Source organism: Chitinophaga sancti (assembly GCF_034424315.1).
Taxonomy (GTDB): domain Bacteria; phylum Bacteroidota; class Bacteroidia; order Chitinophagales; family Chitinophagaceae; genus Chitinophaga; species Chitinophaga sancti.
The window spans coordinates 4,716,930-4,735,087 of record NZ_CP139972.1 but is presented as its reverse complement, the minus strand read 5'-3'; the positions used below and the strand labels follow the sequence as shown (position 1 = coordinate 4,735,087).

Annotated in this window: 18 protein-coding genes and 1 tRNA gene; 17 read left to right on the top strand and 2 right to left on the bottom strand. The window is 43.9% G+C overall.

Annotated features, from left to right (window positions below):
• The first annotated feature begins 63 nt into the window (after positions 1-63).
• The 4 genes from U0033_RS18230 to U0033_RS18215 all read left to right on the top strand — a co-directional run bounded on the left by U0033_RS18230 (position 64) and on the right by U0033_RS18215 (position 2,302).
• Complete coding sequence (locus U0033_RS18230; RefSeq protein ID WP_072364363.1) at positions 64-366, top strand: hypothetical protein; 303 nt, start codon at positions 64-66, stop codon at positions 364-366.
• Between the two features lie 18 nt (positions 367-384).
• Positions 385-855, top strand: a complete 471-nt coding sequence (locus tag U0033_RS18225; protein ID WP_072364362.1) for a Dps family protein — start codon at positions 385-387, stop codon at positions 853-855.
• A 201-nt stretch (positions 856-1,056) separates the two neighbouring features.
• Entirely contained in the window at positions 1,057-1,413 is a 357-nt protein-coding gene (locus U0033_RS18220) for a hypothetical protein (RefSeq protein WP_072364361.1), read from the top strand.
• 46 nt (positions 1,414-1,459) lie between these two features.
• Positions 1,460-2,302, top strand: a complete 843-nt coding sequence (locus U0033_RS18215; protein WP_072364360.1) for an NAD(P)-dependent oxidoreductase — start codon at positions 1,460-1,462, stop codon at positions 2,300-2,302.
• Positions 2,303-2,603: 301 nt separating this feature from the next.
• On the opposite strand, the gene U0033_RS18210 is transcribed toward U0033_RS18215, so the two are convergent.
• Positions 2,604-2,933: a YegP family protein gene (locus tag U0033_RS18210; RefSeq protein ID WP_072364359.1), complete on the bottom strand. Its 330-nt coding sequence runs from the start codon at positions 2,931-2,933 to the stop codon at positions 2,604-2,606.
• Positions 2,934-3,063: 130 nt separating this feature from the next.
• Here U0033_RS18210 and U0033_RS18205 point away from each other — a divergent pair, with 130 nt between their 5' ends.
• Positions 3,064-3,795 carry a hypothetical protein gene (locus U0033_RS18205; RefSeq protein WP_072364358.1) on the top strand — a complete coding sequence of 244 codons (732 nt, stop codon included), beginning with the start codon at positions 3,064-3,066 and terminating at the stop codon, positions 3,793-3,795.
• A gap of 290 nt (positions 3,796-4,085) precedes the next feature.
• Positions 4,086-5,330: a multidrug effflux MFS transporter gene (locus tag U0033_RS18200; RefSeq protein ID WP_072364357.1), complete on the top strand. Its 1,245-nt coding sequence runs from the start codon at positions 4,086-4,088 to the stop codon at positions 5,328-5,330.
• Positions 5,331-5,435: 105 nt separating this feature from the next.
• On the opposite strand, the gene U0033_RS18195 is transcribed toward U0033_RS18200, so the two are convergent.
• Positions 5,436-7,844 (bottom strand): glycoside hydrolase family 2 TIM barrel-domain containing protein, encoded by a 2,409-nt coding sequence (locus U0033_RS18195; protein ID WP_083571775.1) that lies wholly within the window; start codon positions 7,842-7,844, stop codon positions 5,436-5,438.
• 294 nt (positions 7,845-8,138) lie between these two features.
• Between U0033_RS18195 and U0033_RS18190 the strand changes: the two genes are divergently transcribed.
• The 11 genes from U0033_RS18190 to U0033_RS18140 all read left to right on the top strand — a co-directional run bounded on the left by U0033_RS18190 (position 8,139) and on the right by U0033_RS18140 (position 18,148).
• Positions 8,139-8,213, top strand: a tRNA-Pro gene (locus U0033_RS18190).
• 81 nt (positions 8,214-8,294) lie between these two features.
• Entirely contained in the window at positions 8,295-9,536 is a 1,242-nt protein-coding gene (locus tag U0033_RS18185; RefSeq protein ID WP_072364356.1) for an AAA family ATPase, read from the top strand.
• Complete coding sequence (locus tag U0033_RS18180) at positions 9,536-9,937, top strand: hypothetical protein (RefSeq protein ID WP_072364355.1); 402 nt, start codon at positions 9,536-9,538, stop codon at positions 9,935-9,937. Before U0033_RS18185 ends, U0033_RS18180 begins: the two co-directional genes overlap by 1 nt.
• Positions 9,938-9,981: 44 nt before the next feature.
• The gene (locus U0033_RS18175; RefSeq protein WP_072364354.1) at positions 9,982-10,266 is read left to right on the top strand and encodes a tyrosine-type recombinase/integrase; all 285 of its coding nucleotides are present in this window, start codon (positions 9,982-9,984) and stop codon (positions 10,264-10,266) included.
• A 504-nt stretch (positions 10,267-10,770) separates the two neighbouring features.
• The gene (locus tag U0033_RS18170) at positions 10,771-11,169 is read left to right on the top strand and encodes an HYC_CC_PP family protein (RefSeq protein ID WP_072364353.1); all 399 of its coding nucleotides are present in this window, start codon (positions 10,771-10,773) and stop codon (positions 11,167-11,169) included.
• A gap of 116 nt (positions 11,170-11,285) precedes the next feature.
• Entirely contained in the window at positions 11,286-11,891 is a 606-nt protein-coding gene (locus tag U0033_RS18165; RefSeq protein WP_218164089.1) for a YncE family protein, read from the top strand.
• A gap of 61 nt (positions 11,892-11,952) precedes the next feature.
• A complete protein-coding gene (locus U0033_RS18160; RefSeq protein WP_072364351.1) occupies positions 11,953-12,324 on the top strand; it encodes a heavy-metal-associated domain-containing protein in 372 nt (123 codons plus the stop codon).
• A gap of 72 nt (positions 12,325-12,396) precedes the next feature.
• The gene (locus U0033_RS18155) at positions 12,397-13,686 is read left to right on the top strand and encodes an efflux RND transporter permease subunit (protein WP_072364350.1); all 1,290 of its coding nucleotides are present in this window, start codon (positions 12,397-12,399) and stop codon (positions 13,684-13,686) included.
• Positions 13,687-13,688: 2 nt separating this feature from the next.
• Entirely contained in the window at positions 13,689-15,623 is a 1,935-nt protein-coding gene (locus tag U0033_RS18150) for an efflux RND transporter permease subunit (protein ID WP_072364349.1), read from the top strand.
• Entirely contained in the window at positions 15,607-16,860 is a 1,254-nt protein-coding gene (locus U0033_RS18145) for a TolC family protein (protein ID WP_072364348.1), read from the top strand. The genes U0033_RS18150 and U0033_RS18145 overlap by 17 nt, the downstream gene beginning before the upstream one ends.
• Positions 16,838-18,148 carry an efflux RND transporter periplasmic adaptor subunit gene (locus U0033_RS18140; RefSeq protein WP_072364347.1) on the top strand — a complete coding sequence of 437 codons (1,311 nt, stop codon included), beginning with the start codon at positions 16,838-16,840 and terminating at the stop codon, positions 18,146-18,148. The genes U0033_RS18145 and U0033_RS18140 overlap by 23 nt, the downstream gene beginning before the upstream one ends.
• The last annotated feature ends 10 nt before the right edge of the window (positions 18,149-18,158 follow it).

The following is an 18,158-nucleotide window of genomic DNA, read 5'->3' as shown; positions in this document are numbered from 1 at the left end:
TTGAAAAAAGTATACCCTGTTCCTGCGAAAGAATGTAGACACACTTTCTTAAATATGTAATTTATGGAACACCAATTGCATTACGATACTGTTTCCAATGCCATCGCCGCTTTGAGGAAAAGAGGTTTTACCATTGACTTTAATCTGGAGGAAAATTATATCATTTCACATCAGGAGAGGATCCATGTGAATGATTTTAGTATCGTGGATGTGTATAGGTATGAAGGAGATTCCGATCCTTCGGATGAAGCCGCGGTATATGCGATTGCGGGTAAGAATGGTTTAAAAGGGATATTGGTAGCGGGTTATGGGCCATCGGCGGATCCTTTGACAACTGAAATGCTGGATAAACTGAAGATTCAATAAAATATAAACAATTTTGATATGAAAGCTAATATTGGAATCAGCGAAAAAAACACACAGGCTGTTGCCCTTATTTTAAATCAATTACTGGCAGATGAACAGGTGTTATTTGCGAAGACCCGCAATTACCACTGGAATATAGAAAGTCCAAGTTTTATGGAGCTGCATAAGTTGTATGAAAGATTGTACACGGAGTTAGCAGAAACGATTGATGGAATAGCGGAGCGTGTGCGTAAGATCGGGCATTATGCGGAAGGCCGGCTGGCGGATTATTTGAAACTGACTAACCTGCAGGAAGGGGAGTATACGAATGATCAGCTGACGCAGATTAAGAATTTGCTGGATGACCATGAGACGATCATTCGTGGGGTGCGTGCGAATATTGAGAAGGTGGAGGATGAGTATAAGGATACGGGTTCAGCAGATTTCCTGACTGGTGTATTGAAGGAGCATGAGGAGTGGGCCTGGTTCCTGCGGTCTTACCTGAAATAAAATTCAATCGTTACAGATATGAAAACGCTTTTGCTTTTTGGCAAGGGCGTTTTTTTTGCCCTCAGAATGTGGAAATCCTCCTCCCCTATCTTATAATATTTTATCTTTATTTAATAGCCTGGTACATAAATTGTGTTAATATCCTACCTGGGTGGTGTTGGTTTGAAAATTGATTAATTTTGATTTTTACACATATGTACTATGATTGAGTTACAGCAGATAAAAGAGCGAATAGCGGCAGAGCATTATCGTGATACGAACAGTTGTTTCGAATTGCGGATGCTATTGATGGATGCTGCTTCGACGCTCACTACAAGGCATATTGCCAATCTTCGCCAGGGAAAGGATCCCCAGGTTTCGTTGACTTTATTGCGGGCATTCAGGAGTGTAAGGCAGCATTATTTTACGCTGGAGAAGGCAAAGGAGGGTGACCTGGACTGCTATAATCATACAAAAGATGCGGTGATGGATGAACTGACTGGTTTATATCAGCAGTATAGAGGGAATGTGATCTCATTACATGCAGAAAATTCTTCCGAATTAAAAATTGCACAATAAGCTGATGCCGCAGTAACTTGCGGCATTTTCTTTTTAAACTGGATTTATGAAAATAGGATGGGCAGGACTGGGCAACATGGGGAGACCTATGGTCAGGAACCTGGTAAAGGCAGGCTTTGAGGTGACGGTATATAACCGTACGGTAGCCAAAGCTGATGAATTTGCGAAGGAGACAGGGGTAAAGGTAGCTGGTACACCTGCGGAACTGGTGACGGGGGTGGATTGTGTCATTACGATGGTATCGGATGATGCGGCATTGCAGGAGATCTGGGGGCAGTTTTTGGCGGCACCGATACCTGCGGGTTTGCTGGCGATTGATATGAGTACGGTATCGCCGGATACGACGAAGGCGATGGCGGCACGTGTGGGGGAAAAGGGGATTGCTTACCTGGATGCGCCGGTATCGGGTAGTGTGAAACCTGCGGAGGATAAGCAGCTGGTGATATTAGTGGGTGGTCAGCAGGCGGATTTTGAGCGGGCGAAGCCGGTGTTTGATAGTTTGGGTAAATCGGCGACCTTGTTGGGGCCCAGTGGAGCTGGGAATTATGCGAAGCTGGCGATCAATGCGTTTTTGGGGATAACGGTGCAGGGGCTGGCTGAGGCGGTGATATTTGCCCGGAAGCATGGGATTGGGCCGGATCAGTTGTTGCCGTTGATCAATGAAAGTGCGGTGGGGAGTGGGATAACGAAGGTGAAGACGGCGGGGATTGTGAATGGGAATTATGCGGCAGCGTTTGCGTTGAAGTTATTGGCGAAGGATATCAGGTTGGCAAGGGAGCAGGGATTGGATACGCCGGCGGGGGTGACGCTGAGTGAGGTGCTGAATGGGGCGGTGAAGGAAGGATTGGGGGATGAGGATATGATTGCGATATTGAAGTATTTGGAATAGGAGATTTTATTCCGGCTTTAAGGAATTGCTTTTGCTGTGTTTTTTGTAAAGGGGTTCATTAGAGTTGGGGTTTTATTTGCAATTATCTTGTTGAAGTTGCTGGAACTTATTTCATAATTACTGCTTAAGTATTGATTATCAATTCTATTTATGAAATGAGTACTACATTTCTCTGCAATTTTTAGGATAGATTTTTAAAAGGCTGTCTTTGGTGGGCAGCCTTTTCTGTGAAAATGGTTTTCATTCCCGTTGGTGAAATTCGTCTTTCCTGAATTTTAGTTGTTTTTTGAAAAGTCGTGTTTTACAGCTTTTCTTCTACGGAGGCTGTTGGGGCATTGTTTTTTACAGCAGTGATTCCTGTTTCCATACCTTGTTTTGATTCGTACATTTCACTGCTGCCTATCACCTGGCCGTTTGTGGCTTTCAGGTTGAAATAGTGTTTTCCATTGGTGGCTACTTTCCTGTCATAATGTGCATCGTTGGGTGCATTGGTTCTAACTGATTCAATCCCATGTTCGCAGTTGATTTTTTGTGTGTAGGTTTCGCTGGTGAGGATGATTTCGCCGTTACCAGCTTTGAGGTTAAAATGGAACTCGCCATTTTTGGTTTTAGAGATAACAAATTTTCCCATGATTTGTGGTGTTTTGGTTTGTACCTGAAATTAATAAATTTTAATGTAACAGATTGGCCTACATTTAAATGTGGCAGGTTGAACAATATCACATCTGGTGATGTTAACTTTGACTAAATTACACCCCAATATGAAGACCTTTCGCAATTTGATGCTGATCGCGGTACTGGCGGTAGCTTGTAAAACCACTCAGAATGGGTATGGTAGCAATGAACCTTTGGACAAAGTGTATAACAGGTCCATTAACCAGGCGATGATTGCAGACACGACTAAAACGATAGATACTTTGCAGGCGATAGTAGCCGCTAATCCTGTATTACAATGGAAGACGATTAAGGGGCAGCAGTATGTGCTGATGGGTACATTTATGAAGTATCCGAATAGTTTTCCTCCGGGAGATTCAATTAATAATAGCTGGGGGGAGATGTGGCTTTTTATTCCCAGGCAGATGAAGTACAGGTTGGGGAACCAGTTTAGTGCGACATCGGATACATTGTTGGGGGTTAGTCAGATGTTGGGATTGCCGCCTGTGAATGGGAATAAGTATATAGCGCAGGTATGGGTACCGGTAAATAAATTGTATCGGCCGGCGGGGAATCCGGATGTAACGACAACGCATGCTAGTCCGGTATTGTCAGTGGGTGTGACGGATGAGTATAAGGCCTGGTTTAATGGGTATATTATATCTTCTTATTTTCAGCCATTGCCGGCTGGGGCGGCGCATTATCCATGGACGCGGATGGGGTATACGTATGATTGGAATCCGGGGAGGAATAGAGTGGGTTTGAGTGAGTTTGTGTTGCCGAAGGGATGTGGGATCTGGGTGGAGAAGATGACGACGGCGGGGGGATTTTTTAAGTGATGAGTTGGGAATTAGGTTTTGGAAGGCTTTTGAGAGAGGATAGTTTTCGGGATATTAGGTTGTGGGAGGAATGGTTTCGGGGAAGAGTCTTTTGGGAGAAAATAGTTTTTCTGAGAATTAGGTTTTGGAAGGAGTCGTCTTTTGAAAGAAGATAATTTTGAAATGAATTTATAGATCCGTTTTTTAAAAAAAGCTTTTGCGATTTTGCAGAAGCTTTTTTTATTGATAGTAATATGGCGAAGGCTGTTTTTCATTGAAAGCAGGTTAATTTCGCGATTTAATTACGAGCTATGCAAACATTGGAATCCTCGTCGCGCGGGAAATCCCTTCTTATTTTTATTTTAGGTGCACTGACAGCATTAGGTCCTTTTTCTATTGACATGTATCTACCCGGTTTTGATGCTATTGCAAAAGACCTGGGAGTAACTACGGCAGAAGTCGGCCTTTCTTTATCCAGTTATTTCATTGGTATTTCTGCAGGGCAATTATTATATGGCCCTCTTTTAGATCGTTTCGGTCGTAAGAGGCCTTTGTATATAGGTTTGTGTTTGTATATACTGGCATCGGGAGGTTGTGCGATGGTGCATAGTTTGCAGGGATTGGTGATCTTACGTTTCTTCCAGGCGATAGGGAGTTGTGCGGCTACGGTAGCCGCGATTGCGATGGTAAGGGATTTATTCCCCGTGCAGGATAATGCCCGTGTATTTGCTTTGCTGATGCTGGTAGTTGGGGCTTCTCCTATGATTGCACCTACAGTGGGTGGATATGTAACGCTGGCATTGGGATGGCATGCAGTGTTCGTTATATTAGGCGGATTAGGCCTGTTGATATTATTGGCGAGTAAGTTTTCATTGCCGGAGAGTTATGAGCCGGATGTGAATATGTCATTAAAGCCGGGGCCGATCATTAGCAATTTTGTGGCGGTAGTAAAGGAGCCGCAGTTTTATACTTATACATTGACGGGGTCATTTGCATTTGCGGGATTGTTCGCTTATGTATCGGGATCGCCGATGGTGTTTATGGAGATCTTTCACCTGGATAAGACGGTGTATGGGTGGATCTTTGCGGGTTTGTCGGTGGGATTGATCGGGTCTAGCCAGGTGAATAGCTGGGTATTGCGTCGTTACAGGAGTGACCAGGTGGTGCGGGTGGCGGTGATCGCGCAGGCATTGACGGGGATATTGTTTGTGGTGGGGGAATACCAGGGATGGTATCAATTGCCGGCGGTGATTGTGATATTGTTTGTGTTTTTGAGTTGTGTGGGTTTTGCGAATCCGAATACATCGGCGTTATCGATAGCGCCATTTAAGAAGCATGCGGGTAGTGCGGCGGCATTGATGGGAGCAACGCAGATGGGTGTTGGGGCTTTGGCGTCAGTGGGTGTGAGTTTATTTGATAGTCATACGGCATTGCCGATGGCGATGATAATGGCAGGAACGGCGGTGATGTCGGTGGTGTTGTTAGCGGTGGGTAGAAGGAGGATCAAGCATCCGATCGTACTGCATGATGGGGATGATGCGATTGTGTTGCATTAAGGGGTTGAGGTAGGGAGCTGGCAATAAGGATTGGGTGGTGAGTTTTGAATTGGCCGATTGCTTATTGCCAGCTGCCTGTTTATTTAGTGTTGCTTTTAAGAGCGTTTATTTTGCTTTTACAGTGATCCTTCCTGTTTTTAGCTGATCTCCGCTTACTTCCACTTTTATTTTTCCCGAATGACCATTATTTCTTAGAATAATCAAGCCTTTTCCCCTGAAAGTGGTAAGTTTTAATTGTTGGAAACTGGCCATGCGATTGGGTGCTCCGCTCCCCGCTCCTGCCAGCGTAGCGGGTCCTGAGATTTTAATTTGTAGTGGCAGGTCAGCATAAGGTACTACATTTCCTTCCTTATCCATCACCTCTACGTTTATATATGACAGTGATTCAGCATCGGCTTTGATTACATTGGTATCTGCGCGTAACACAATTGCTGCGGGTTCTGAGGTAGATACCAGGAACTTCACTCCTACTGGTTGCTTATTTCTGTCTAAGGCATTAGCAACGATCGTTCCTGGTTTCACGAGTACTTCGAAAGTTGCACTCAGATCCTGACCGGTTTCTTTGGTAGCCAACACTTCTCCGTTCTGTTCCAGTTTCACATATTTAGCTCTTGTAAACACCCTTACTTTCATTGGTTTTTTCAGGTGACCGGGATATGACCAGCGGGGCAATTCATCCGGCCATCCCCAGAAACTGGTTTTTTCATTGACAGTATCCGGAGTATGTACCAGTATTTCGATCGGGCTTCTTCTCCAAATTATATCCCTGTAATAGGATTGTGGTTTCTTCTCACCGGTAATGTCGAGATCACCGCACCAGGCGTTGAACCATGGCCAGGAAAGGCGCAGGCTATCTTTTTCGGCATAGATAGAATGGCCGATACCTGCTTCTCCGAGGTAATCCATGCCAGACCATACGAAGTCTCCGATAATGAAGTTCAGTCCTTCGACGTGATTCCAGGCGTGTTGTAAGTTTTGTGCACTGGTAGCGGTGCCTACCATGATCCTGTCTTTTACCCGTTTTTTATCCAGGTAGTAATAATCCCACATGTAGTTATATCCTGCTATGTCCAGGAGTGCAAGGGCTTCGTCGGCGTCTTCCCATTTATCGGTGGTACCGGGGCGGAAATTGTTGAAGGCGGCGGTGATAGGGCGGGTGGTATCTAAACTTTTGATGGTGGCAATAAGGTCCTGGGCGGCAAGGGTACCTCTGAATTCTATTCTTTCAGGGATTTCGTTACCGATGCTCCAGATAATAACGGAGGGGTGGTTTCTGTCACGGCGCACCATGGATGCGAGGTCTGAGGTGTGGTGGTTGGGGAAGAAACGGGAATAGTCGGCAGGGGTTTTTTCTTGTTGCCAGACGTCGAAGGCTTCGTCGATGACGAGCATGCCGAGGCTGTCACAGACTTCGAGGAATTTGGGAGAGGGAGGGTTGTGGGCGGTGCGGATGGCGTTGAAGCCGTTTTGTTTCAGGAGGATGATTTTTCGTTCTTCGGCTCGGTCGAAGGCGGCGGCGCCGAGGAGGCCGTTGTCGTGGTGGATGTTGGCACCTTTGAGGAGGGTGTGGATACCGTTTATGAGGAGGCCGGTTTTAGGGTCGATTTTGATCTCACGGATGCCGGTTGGTATAATGAGTTGGTCGAGGGTGGTGTTGTTTTTAATGAGGCTGATTTCGGTTTTGTAGCGGTATGGGAGGTCGGGAGACCAGAGTTGGGGGTTGGGGATGGTGAGGGTGGTGGTGCTGTTGTTAGTTTCGGTGTTTTTGTTGGGTTCAGAGTCAGATTCAGCAATGACGATATTGCTGGCGTCCAGCAGGCGAATATGGAGTTTTGTATCCTTCGGAATGGCGGTGTTGACACATACGGTTGCATTGGTAGCATCAAATTTTGAAGTGATCGCTATGTTATCCACATCCAGGTGTTCTGCTGGCAAATTGACCAGGAATACATGGCGGTAGATGCCGGAACCTGTATACCAGCGGGATGTAAGCCCTTCATTTTTAACCTTTACGGTAATGGTGTTGGGTTTGCCTGCGGGTAAAAGATAGGGGGTCAGGTTATAGGTGAAAGGAGTATAGCCATAGGGGTGATTGCCCAGGTGATGTCCATTGATCCAGACATCGCTGTTCATGTAGACGCCATCAAAGCGGATATGGAGGAGGTGGCCCTGTAACTCGGGAAGGGTAAAGGATTTTTGGTACCAGGCGGTACCGCCGAGTGTATAGGCGCCTTGTTCTTTTAGCGGGCTGTATTTGTAAAAAGGCCCGATGATGGTGCTGTCATTTTGGCCAGGGAGGTCTTCAATACTCCAGTCGTGCGGTAGCTGAACAATACGGAAGTCGTTTTTCAGGGAGTCTTTTGAGAAGAGCCAGTTATCATCAAAGCGGATCTCCCTTTGGTTGAGGTGGATGGCTGCTGGTTTAGGTGCTTTTTGTGCAAAAGTGGTGAGGGCTGTCAGGAGACAGGCCGCAAGGAATAGTTGGCGAAGGGATATTTTGACAATCATTTTCATAGGATTAGGGTAAAAATATAAATTTTTAGGGAAAGGCGGGTATTCGAACAAGCGTCGAACTAGTGTCGAACAAGCGTCGAAGAATGAGTATCGGATATTCGAACAAGGCTTATGAAATGGTCGAAGAAATAATATAGAAGGGTGGAACAAATGGTAGATTTTCCTCTTGGGAAGAGGGTCGGAGAAACTTTTTTGAGATTTTTTTAAGAATTATTTGGAATGAATGGAACAATTCCTATCTTTGCATCCCCAACGACGAAGAATGGTAGTGAGGAAGAGAAGTTGAAGGGATTTCGGGGCGTAGCGTAGGCCGGTTATCGCGCCTGCTTTGGGAGCAGGAGGTCGCAAGTTCGAATCTTGCCGCCCCGACAAAAAACCGGAAAAAAGGAGATCAGGTAACTGGTCTCCTTTTTTGTTTTTGGTATATTTGGTTTGTTATAATCCGGACGTATGGAAAAGATTAGTATTCAAAATTTTGCGGGGATTAAGGAGATGGACTTTGAGTTTAAGTCTATTAATATTCTTATTGGTCCACAAGGAAGTGGGAAGAGTGTGACGGTGAAGCTGCATTATTTTTTCGTGAGTTTCTTTCAGGAACTGGTTGGTAATCTATTGTTGGGTGGTACGAAGAAAGACCTGGATAGTAATCAAAAGGATAAGTTCTATCAATTTTTTCCCAGAAATACGTGGCCTGAAGGGCAATTTAGGATTGATTATTATTTTAATGAGTTTCATCTGTATGTAGAAAGACTGGATAATCAGATAAAATTTGACTATTCAGATAAATTAAAGAAGGCGATTGCTAAGATCAGAAAACAGCATTTAGATTTTTTGAAATTAGAAGATCTAACCAGTTTGAACCCTTTAAAGAGGCGGCAACAAAGCAGACGAAACATCCGACATTTAGTTTCGAATGAAATAGGGGATGAGTTGGATATAATCCAGTATTTTATCCCGGCAGGCAGGAGCTTCTTTGCAAATATTTCTGCGAATATATTTACCATCATTAGTGATAATAAACAATCTTTTGACCCTTTCCTTATTGGGTTTGGGGCTGATTATGAACAGCTGAAGAAATGGTATAAGGACGGGTTAATAGAAAATGAAGATATAGCTGTTGATAAACTCATTTCAGAGATATTAAATGGAGATTATATAGTAGAAAAAGATGAGGACTATTTGGTGCATGCAGATAAGCGAAAAATACCATTATCAAAAGCTTCATCCGGTCAACAGGAGACGTTGCCACTGGTTGTACTTTTGCGTGTATTAAGCTATAATATAGACGCGGTTGAAAGGACGATAATCTATATCGAGGAGCCGGAAGCCCATTTATTTCCCGATGCTCAAAATGCATTTGTACGCCTTCTTGCAAGGGTGTTTAATTATGAAGACCTCAACTTTAAAATATTTGTAACTACGCATAGTCCATACCTGTTATCATCATTTAATAACTTGTTAGAGGCCGGAAGGTTGAGTGAAATAAAACCTGAAAAGGCGAAGCAGATATCGAAAATCGTTCCTGAAGAAGAGCAACTTCTACCAGGGTTATTAACAGCATATTCTATAAGTAATGGTAAAATGGAAAATCTTGTAGATCCTGAAACTAACCTCATTAAACAAACAGTGTTAGATAACATTTCAAACGATATAGCAATAAAATTTGGAAAACTTTTAGATATTGAGTTTTGATGAAAAATTGTAGGTTAACATCAACGAATAAGATTTTCACGTTTGAAGAACAAAAGAGTAAACTCATTTTAAAGAATATTGATGAGGTAGAATCTATTAAAATTCATGTAGACGGTTGTGAAATTACTGAAGGGCTTAGATGTGATTATCTGCATTTAGCAAAGGGTATTGAATTTTTTATAGAATTGAAGGGGCAGGATTTGCTGCATGCCGTTAAGCAATTAAAGCAGACTATAACCAAATTAGGTTCAAAAAATAAAAAACAGGAGCGAACTTGTTATATAATTTGTACCAGGAGCCCACTGGCTTCAACACAGATACAAACAATTGATCGTGAATTCAGAAAGGACTATAATTCGAAATTAGTAGTAAAATCAGCACCTTATACTGATAGCTATTAATAGTTGAAACATTTGTTTTTGAACTACTCGAATTTTTCGAATAGTTGGGAAATGGAATTAAGCGAAACAGTGGCATAGTATGTGCGAAATATCCAGCCAGACACACCTTCGCTACTACTGTTTGTTTAAAGAATGGTGTTCCTCTCGAAACACTTCAAAAGCTATTAGGGCATGCGGACATAAGATCAGCGAAGGTTTATATTGAAGTTGATGAAGAAAAACTGGAGGAAGATACTTCGGGGGTTTTAGAAAAGTTGGAAAAAAGGAAGCTTTATATGAGTGTTAAAGAAACGATTGAAGAAATGGCGAAAGTAATAGTACCAATATAAAAAAATGTATTAACTCTATTTGGTCAGATTCGAATAAATAGTAATTTCTTCAGTTTTTTATAATTTGGGGGCTGTTTTGCAAGAATATCGTCCATGATATTTCGGATTGATCTCAATGTCAATTTGAGAACAGATCTTAACAATAAGATGATATCTTGTGTTGTCACCACACCTTTTCATCGTAGTAAAGGAGCTTTTGAGTGTTCACACAGTTTTCATTTGTTTCTGCACTCTTTTTCCCAATCGAAACAAGATTATTGGAATTTCCACAAAATGATGCCATTCTCTACTTTGTATTTTGACAGGAAGAAAAGTTATATCAACTAAGTGGCTAAATGTAAGTCATACCTCAGTTCGTAGACCATTTTCCTCCAGTTGACATCTTTATAATCTAGCTCTAAATATATCCCTATTTGTAATATTATGATATGCCTTCCGGTAATATATTAGCTCGGTGAAATTATATGACTGTTATTTGAAGAATTAGTTATATTTTTGACTTGGATGAAAAAAATCGTTTCACTCATATTAGCTTTTCTATATGTATTTTCTTCTACAGGAGCTACATTGCATATGCATTACTGCATGGGAAAGCTGGTGGACGTAAAATTATGGCATGTCGAAAATAAGAAATGCAGCAAATGTGTGGCTGTTGCAAGTAAGGTATGCTCTAAAAAGTGCTGTAAAGATGCACATAAAATAGTGAAGCTGGAAAAAGACCAGAAAGCCGCTGAAAATGCTTTTCAATTCATCCAGTTAGATACCGTAATTTCCCCTATTTCACTCTTCAAATTTCCATGGAGGTGTGCCTATTCATTGGCTGTAGAATACCCCATTAGTAATGCACCGCCGCGAAGCAGTAAGGTGCCGCCACATATTTTAAATAGTATCTTCCGTATCTGATTCCACGTATCTTTCCGGCGAGTGTTGCTATTTCCCGCAACCATGTTACACGTACTCGCTTAGTTCTCCCCGATAATAATTATTTGATTCTTTTGGTTAATTAAACTGGCCAGTTTATGAAATTGAGCCAACGTTATGCGTTTGCTACGTCTGCCGTTATACTACTTATAGCCGCATTGGCTGTTTCATGCAGAAAACACAAAATGGATAATATGGGTATGGCTGAAAGGAATATAACCTACCCCCCTGCATATGTAGTGAATGGTGAGTGCAATACTATATCTGTTATAAATATCAATACGGTAACCGACTCTATTGAGCTGATGAGCTCCGGTAATGCTATGCCAATGTGTCCACATCACATTTATCATTATTCAGGAACACACCTGCTATCTATCGGCTTGCCAGGCGTAGATCTCAGCGCTCGCCACTCCGGGAACTTGGGTGCGATGAAAGGGAAAGTACTGGTAGTTGATGGCCGGAAAGGCAATATCATCAAAGGCATGGAGGTACCTGCCATAAATCATAACGCTGATTTTTCTCCAAACGGTAAGGGGATATGCACTTCTCAACAGTGGATGCATGGTAGTGTTTTCAACACAGGCGCGGGTGCCCATGCGGTTGTTTTCTCCAGCGATGGTAGTGTCGCTTATGTTACCAACCAGTTAGCAGCAGGTGTATCTATTATAAATACAACAGATCACACAAAATCAAAGATATAACTGTGGGCAAAAAGCCTAATGGAATTGTAATTAATCAGTAATTCGATAAAACACTTTTAAAATGAAAAAGATATTCTCTCTCCTGGTACTAATGATCACCTTCTTGGGTGCTTCCAAAGTATTCGCACAAACTGTGAAGACAGAAACTTTCAAGGTGTATGGCAATTGTAATATGTGCAAGAAAAGAATTGAAAAAGCGGTAGTGGCTGATGGTATCACTAAAGCAGACTGGAATGTGGATACAAAAGTAATGACTGTTTCCTATGATCCCACAAAGATCAGCAATGATGCCATTCAGAAGAAGGTTGCCGGAGCCGGCCATGATACGGAAAAAGAGAAAGCCTCTGATTCCATATACGCCAAACTGCCAGGTTGCTGTCGATATGATCGCAACGGCGGAGCAATAGCTCCTACCCATGATCACCACAGATAACAGGCATTCAAATTAAATATTTCAGGCAGCAGTGGCGACAGAAGGCGCTGCTGCCTTTAGAAAAGCACAGATATGGTACATCGTATTATTGAATGGTCATTACGAAACAGGTTCATCGTACTGGTAATGGCAGCAGCTTTGTTTGCCTTGGGGGTATATGCAGTAAAGAAGAATCCTATTGATGCTATACCGGATTTGTCCGAAAACCAGGTGATTGTATTTACAGAATGGATGGGCCGGGGACCACAGCTTATAGAGGATCAGGTTACCTATCCGCTGGTCACCAACCTTCAGGGCCTCCCGCGTATTAAATATGTGCGGGGTACCTCTATGTTTGGAATGAGCTTCATCTACGTAATCTTTAACGATAATGTAGATATTTATTGGGCTCGGGAAAGGGTCCTGGAAAGGCTCAGCACCATCTCCAGAACTCTGCCAACCGGAGTAACTCCGCAGCTGGGGCCCGATGGAACCGGCGTGGGACACATATTATGGTACACATTGGACGCTCCTGGTATGGATCTGGGAGAACAACGGGCCTTGCAGGACTGGTACGTCAAGTTTGCCTTGCAGAATGTGGATGGAGTAAGTGAGATCGCCTCTTTCGGTGGTTTTCAAAAACAGTATCAGATTACTGTTGATCCTAACAAGCTACTTTATTATCGCTTATCCATCGCAGAAGTGATTACCGCCATCCGTACCAATAACAATGAATCAGGTGGACGTAAGTTTGAGTTGAGTGACATCGGCTACATTATCAAAACTTCCGGTTATTTGAAATCGGTCTCAGAAATAGAAAATATTACCATCAAAACTCAGAATAGTATTCCAATACGAGTGGCAGATGTTGCAGCTGTTCAAATGACCGGCGAAACACGGCTTGGGATTTTTGACCAGAACGGACAAGGTGAGCGTGTTGGTGGTATTGTAGTGATGCGTTATGGCGAGAATGCGGATGCTGTAATTGATAAGGTGAAAGCCAAGATGAAGGAGGTCGCCAAAGGCTTTCCTGACGGTGTAAAGTTCGATATAGTCTACGACAGAGGCGAGTTGATTAAGGAATCGGTTGATTCAATTAAACATACACTTATTGAGGAGATGATGGTGGTATCTGTTGTAGTGATCATTTTCCTGTTTCACTGGCGCAGTGCATTGAGCATCATTATACAGATCCCGATTACCCTGGCTGGGAGCTTCATTCTATTGAATGCATTCGGCATTTCCTCCAATATCATGTCGCTCACAGGTATCGCATTGGCAATCGGAGTGATCGTGGACAATGGGATTATTATGAGTGAAAACGCTTACAAGCACCTGGCAGAGCGCTATGCAAAATGGCAGGATGAACAAAAAAACAAGTAACTATGAACCGGCTGAAGAAGATTTTAAAAAAAACTCCGCAGTGGATATCAGAAGAAGAGCGGCTAAAGATTATTGAACAGTCCAGCAAACAGGTTTCCCGAGGGGTATTTTTTGCGACTATCATTATCATTACCTCTTTTCTTCCTGTGTTTATGCTGACTGGCCAGGAAGGAAAACTTTTCCACCCACTTGCTTATACAAAGACATTCATTATGATCATGGATGCCTTCTTGGTTATTACACTCGCACCAGTATTGATTTCCTTTTTTATGAAAGGAAAGTTCAGGCCCGATAATGAAAATCCGATAAACCGGTTTCTGGAGAAAGTCTATGAACCTATTATCAACGGAGTATTAAAATGGCGGAAAACCACGATAGCCATCAATGTAATTGCATTGGTAGTGACGATCCCCCTGCTTAAAAGCCTGGGGAGTGAATTTATGCCGCCACTGGATGAGCAGAGCATAATTTTTATGCCTGTAACATTACCAGATATCTCCAATGCAGAAGCCAAACGTATTTTACAGGTTCAGGACAAGATCATAAAATCTGTTCCTGAAGTAGATAAGGTGCTGGGCAAGGCCGGGAGGGCCAGCACCGCTACCGACAATTCCCCCATCAGCATGATCGAAACCATCATTATGCTGAAGCCAAAGTCGCAATGGCGAGAAGGTAAAACGAAAAAAGATATCATCAATGAATTAGATGCCAAACTACAGATTCCCGGCGTTGTAAATGGCTGGACCCAGCCGATAATCAACCGTATCAATATGTTGGCCACGGGTGTCCGAACTGACGTTGGGGTTAAAGTGTACGGCCAAAGCCTGGATTCCATTGCCGTTGTATCAGAACGTGTGAAGAAAGCGCTTGAAGGAACTACCGGTATTATGGACCTATATGTGGAACCGGTTACCGGAGGTAAATACCTCAACATAAATGTACGGAGAGCAGATCTAGCCCGGTATGGCCTGAATGTGGATGATGTAAATCAGACTGTGGAAACAGCCCTGGGTGGCGCCCCTGTAGGAAATACTATCGAAGGCCGTCAGCGGTTTTCAATCAGTGTGCGGCTCGCGCAAGATTATCGGAACAGCGTAGAGCGCATTAAACGCATTCCTATCATGTCACCTTCAGTTGGAGAAGTACCCTTATCATCTGTGGCTGATGTGGAATTTGTTGATGGCCCCCCGATGATCACCTCTGAAAACGCGATGCTCCGCGGTGCCGTTCTCTTTAATGTACGTGGCCGTGACCTCGGCAGCACCGTCAAAGAGGCCATCAATAAAATGAGCCATGCGAAAGGTGTATTGCCGGCTGGGTACTACCTGGAGTGGAGCGGCCAGTATGAAAACCTGATCCGGGGCGAGCAAACGTTAATGTGGATTGCACCGGTAGTACTGGTAATCATCTTCTTTTCCCTGTATTTCGCATTCCACTCAATCCGGGAAGCCTTCCTCAGCCTTATCACCGTGCCTTTCGCGCTAATTGGAGGCGCATATATGATTTACTTCTGGGGGGTAAACCTTTCTGTAGCAGTGGCTGTGGGTTTTATCGCATTATTTGGAATAGCGGTGGAAACGGGGATTGTAATGGTAATATATCTCAATGACGCCATGCAACAGCTCATAAAAACAAAAGGAAATTCTTCAGAAACAATTACAAAAGAAGATCTCCGTCAATATGTAATACATGGTGCAGCTAAACGTCTACGACCTAAGCTAATGACAGTATGCGTTTCGCTCTTTGGCCTGGTTCCTGTTCTCTGGGCAACGGGAGTTGGCACAGATGTGATGAAGCCCATAGTGCTTCCCATGATTGGAGGGGTACTTACCTCTTCCACGCATATCCTGCTGGTAACTCCTTTGATTTTTTTAATGTCGAAAGAATACGAATTACGCAAGTACGGAAAAATAGAGCTTCATGAAGTACATCATTAAATATATACTATTAATCATCCTTGGGGCACCGCTACAACTGGTCGCACAGCAGGTTCCTGTGTTACCTCTGGACACTGTGCTGCAAAGGGTGGACCGCAACAATATTCTGTTACAGTCTTACGGATTGAAAGCCGAAAGTTATAAATACAGTGCCGATGCCGCCACTGCCTGGATGGCCCCGATGGTCGGCATAGGAACATTTATGACACCCTATCCCGGTCAAACGATTATGGATAGCAGGGATAAGGGTAGCCTGATGCTTCAGCTTGAACAGGATATTCCTAACCCTGCGAAACTGAATGCCAAGAAGAAATTCATTGCTTCGCAGGGAAATGTGGAGAAGGCCACTAGAGATATTACCCTGAACGACCTGAAGGCACAGGCCAGGCGCCTGTACTTTAACTGGCTCGTCGCAAGGCAGCGTATTGTTGTGCTGAGGGAAAACGAAAAGATCATGACAACCATGAAAAAGATTGAGGAGGTGCGTTATCCCTACAACCAGTCCCAGCTTAGCGGTGTGTTCAAGGCAAATGCGAAGATTGAAGACAATCATAACATGATCCGGATGCAGGAAGGTACCATCGCAAAGGCCCGCTCATGGCTTAACAGCCTGATGAATGCGCCTGGCAACCAGGAGATCGAGATTGATACCACTTATCAGCCGGTATTTGAGATTGCATCTTCCTATGATACTGCTACGCTGGCAGCCAGCCGGAAGGATATCATAAAGATGAATGAAAGTATCCACTCTATGCAACTGAACATCGAGAGCATGAAAAAGGAGAAAAAGCCTGACTTCAAGTTTCGTTTTGATCATATGTACCCGTTATATGCAATGATGCCCAAGGCTTTCAGTGCAATGGGTATGATCAGCATTCCGATTGCACCCTGGTCCTCTAAGATGTACAAATCCGGGGTTAAGGCCATGGAGTATAACGTACAGGCGATGGAAAAAGAACGCGCGGCGATGTTACAGGAAACCCAGGGCATGCTATATGGTATGCAGTATGAGATCCAGTCCATGCAGAAACGCATTGAAGCGATGGAAAGTAAAATCATTCCTGCTTTGCGGCAAACGCTGGATGCCAACTTTCTGAACTACCAGGAAAATAAACTGGCCTTGTCTAATGTGATCGATTCCTGGGAAGCGCTCTCTATGATGCAGTCGAATGTGCTTGATGAAAAATTGAAACTCTACGAAATGATAGCAGATTATGAGAAACAGTTATATCGTTAAAATATTATTCTCTGTGTTTGTGGCTGTATCTGGCCTGGCTGCCTGTAAAGCGAAGACAGATAAGTCGTCTCATGCAAAACATAAGGCCGGCCAGCAATATACTTGTCCCATGCATCCACAGATCATCCTGAGCAAGCCCGGAAAGTGCCCTATTTGTGGTATGGACCTGGTATTGAAGGAAGCTAACATGGAATTGGTAGTGGACAGTAGCATTGCCAGCCTGACCAAACCTGTAAATGCGCAGGTGGTTGCCACAATTCCTGTGATACAGCCGGAGAGCGGCACACGCATTTACGCTTCAGAAGTAAATGGCATCATTACTTACGATACCCGTAACCAAACCAGTATCTCCAGCAGAGTTGGTGGCCGTGTGGAACGCCTGTTGATAAAATACAATTATCAACCTGTGAGAAAAGGGCAGCTTATCATGGAAATATACTCTCCGGATTTGGCAGCCGCGCAGCGGGAATTGCTTTATGTAGCGCACGGCAGCCCTGAAATGCTGACTGGAGCAAGGCAGCGTCTACAACTATTGGGAATGCAGCCAGCGCAAATAGACAAAGTGCTTGCATCGGGCAATATCCTATATCGGATTCCGGTTTACAGCAGCAGTGATGGATATATCCTGGAGAAATCTACGACATCACCCGCTGCGGCACCTGCTGCTATGGCCGCATCTTCCGCTGCCGGCGATGGTATGGGAGGCATGGGCGGCGGTAGCGCTGTTGCACCTGCCGCCACTCCGGCACCTGCCGCACCTACTGCCTCACCAGTACTTCTGCGTGAGGGGCAATACGTGAGTGCCGGCGAATCTCTTTTCATTATTTACCAAGCTAAGGCTCTGGTGGCGGAATTTGCTTTTCCGCCGCAACTCGCAGCCAGAATCAAAACCGGGCAGAAATTATTATTCTTTCCTACCAGCGATGATAATGCCATGCGTTCCGGCACAATAGGACTGATCGAGCCCGTGTTCCGCAATGGCCTGAACTTCACGTTGGCCAGGGTTTATCTCGGTGAGAATAATTTTCAGGTTGGTCAATTATTGGCGGCTAACGTGCCCGTTGTTTATTCAGACGGCTGGTGGCTGCCGAAAAAAGCTGTGTGGCGCCTGGGAAATAAGTCCATAGTTTTCAGAAAAGAGAAGGAGGTGTATGTTCCTGTTCAGGTAGAAACCGGAATAGAGGCGAAAGATATGATACAGGTAATAACAAGTATTGGGAACTGGAAAGTGGCTTCCAACGCATCTTATCTGGTAGACAGTGAGAGCTTTATTAAAACCAATAATTAAAATGCAGCAG

Excerpts from the sequence above, each read along its gene's own strand:
- U0033_RS18170 (WP_072364353.1), top strand. The coding sequence starts at position 10,771 with ATGAAAAAAATCGTTTCACTCATATTAGCTTTTCTATATGTATTTTCT.
- U0033_RS18155 (WP_072364350.1), top strand. The coding sequence starts at position 12,397 with ATGGTACATCGTATTATTGAATGGTCATTACGAAACAGGTTCATCGTA.
- U0033_RS18205 (WP_072364358.1), top strand. The coding sequence starts at position 3,064 with ATGAAGACCTTTCGCAATTTGATGCTGATCGCGGTACTGGCGGTAGCT.
- U0033_RS18145 (WP_072364348.1), top strand. The coding sequence starts at position 15,607 with ATGAAGTACATCATTAAATATATACTATTAATCATCCTTGGGGCACCG.
- U0033_RS18215 (WP_072364360.1), top strand. The coding sequence starts at position 1,460 with ATGAAAATAGGATGGGCAGGACTGGGCAACATGGGGAGACCTATGGTC.
- U0033_RS18150 (WP_072364349.1), top strand. The coding sequence starts at position 13,689 with ATGAACCGGCTGAAGAAGATTTTAAAAAAAACTCCGCAGTGGATATCA.
- U0033_RS18200 (WP_072364357.1), top strand. The coding sequence starts at position 4,086 with ATGCAAACATTGGAATCCTCGTCGCGCGGGAAATCCCTTCTTATTTTT.
- U0033_RS18210 (WP_072364359.1), bottom strand. The coding sequence starts at position 2,933 with ATGGGAAAATTTGTTATCTCTAAAACCAAAAATGGCGAGTTCCATTTT.
- U0033_RS18160 (WP_072364351.1), top strand. The coding sequence starts at position 11,953 with ATGAAAAAGATATTCTCTCTCCTGGTACTAATGATCACCTTCTTGGGT.
- U0033_RS18165 (WP_218164089.1), top strand. The coding sequence starts at position 11,286 with ATGAAATTGAGCCAACGTTATGCGTTTGCTACGTCTGCCGTTATACTA.
- U0033_RS18140 (WP_072364347.1), top strand. The coding sequence starts at position 16,838 with ATGAGAAACAGTTATATCGTTAAAATATTATTCTCTGTGTTTGTGGCT.
- U0033_RS18220 (WP_072364361.1), top strand. The coding sequence starts at position 1,057 with ATGATTGAGTTACAGCAGATAAAAGAGCGAATAGCGGCAGAGCATTAT.
- U0033_RS18185 (WP_072364356.1), top strand. The coding sequence starts at position 8,295 with ATGGAAAAGATTAGTATTCAAAATTTTGCGGGGATTAAGGAGATGGAC.
- U0033_RS18225 (WP_072364362.1), top strand. The coding sequence starts at position 385 with ATGAAAGCTAATATTGGAATCAGCGAAAAAAACACACAGGCTGTTGCC.
- U0033_RS18230 (WP_072364363.1), top strand. The coding sequence starts at position 64 with ATGGAACACCAATTGCATTACGATACTGTTTCCAATGCCATCGCCGCT.
- U0033_RS18195 (WP_083571775.1), bottom strand. The coding sequence starts at position 7,844 with ATGAAAATGATTGTCAAAATATCCCTTCGCCAACTATTCCTTGCGGCC.
- U0033_RS18180 (WP_072364355.1), top strand. The coding sequence starts at position 9,536 with ATGAAAAATTGTAGGTTAACATCAACGAATAAGATTTTCACGTTTGAA.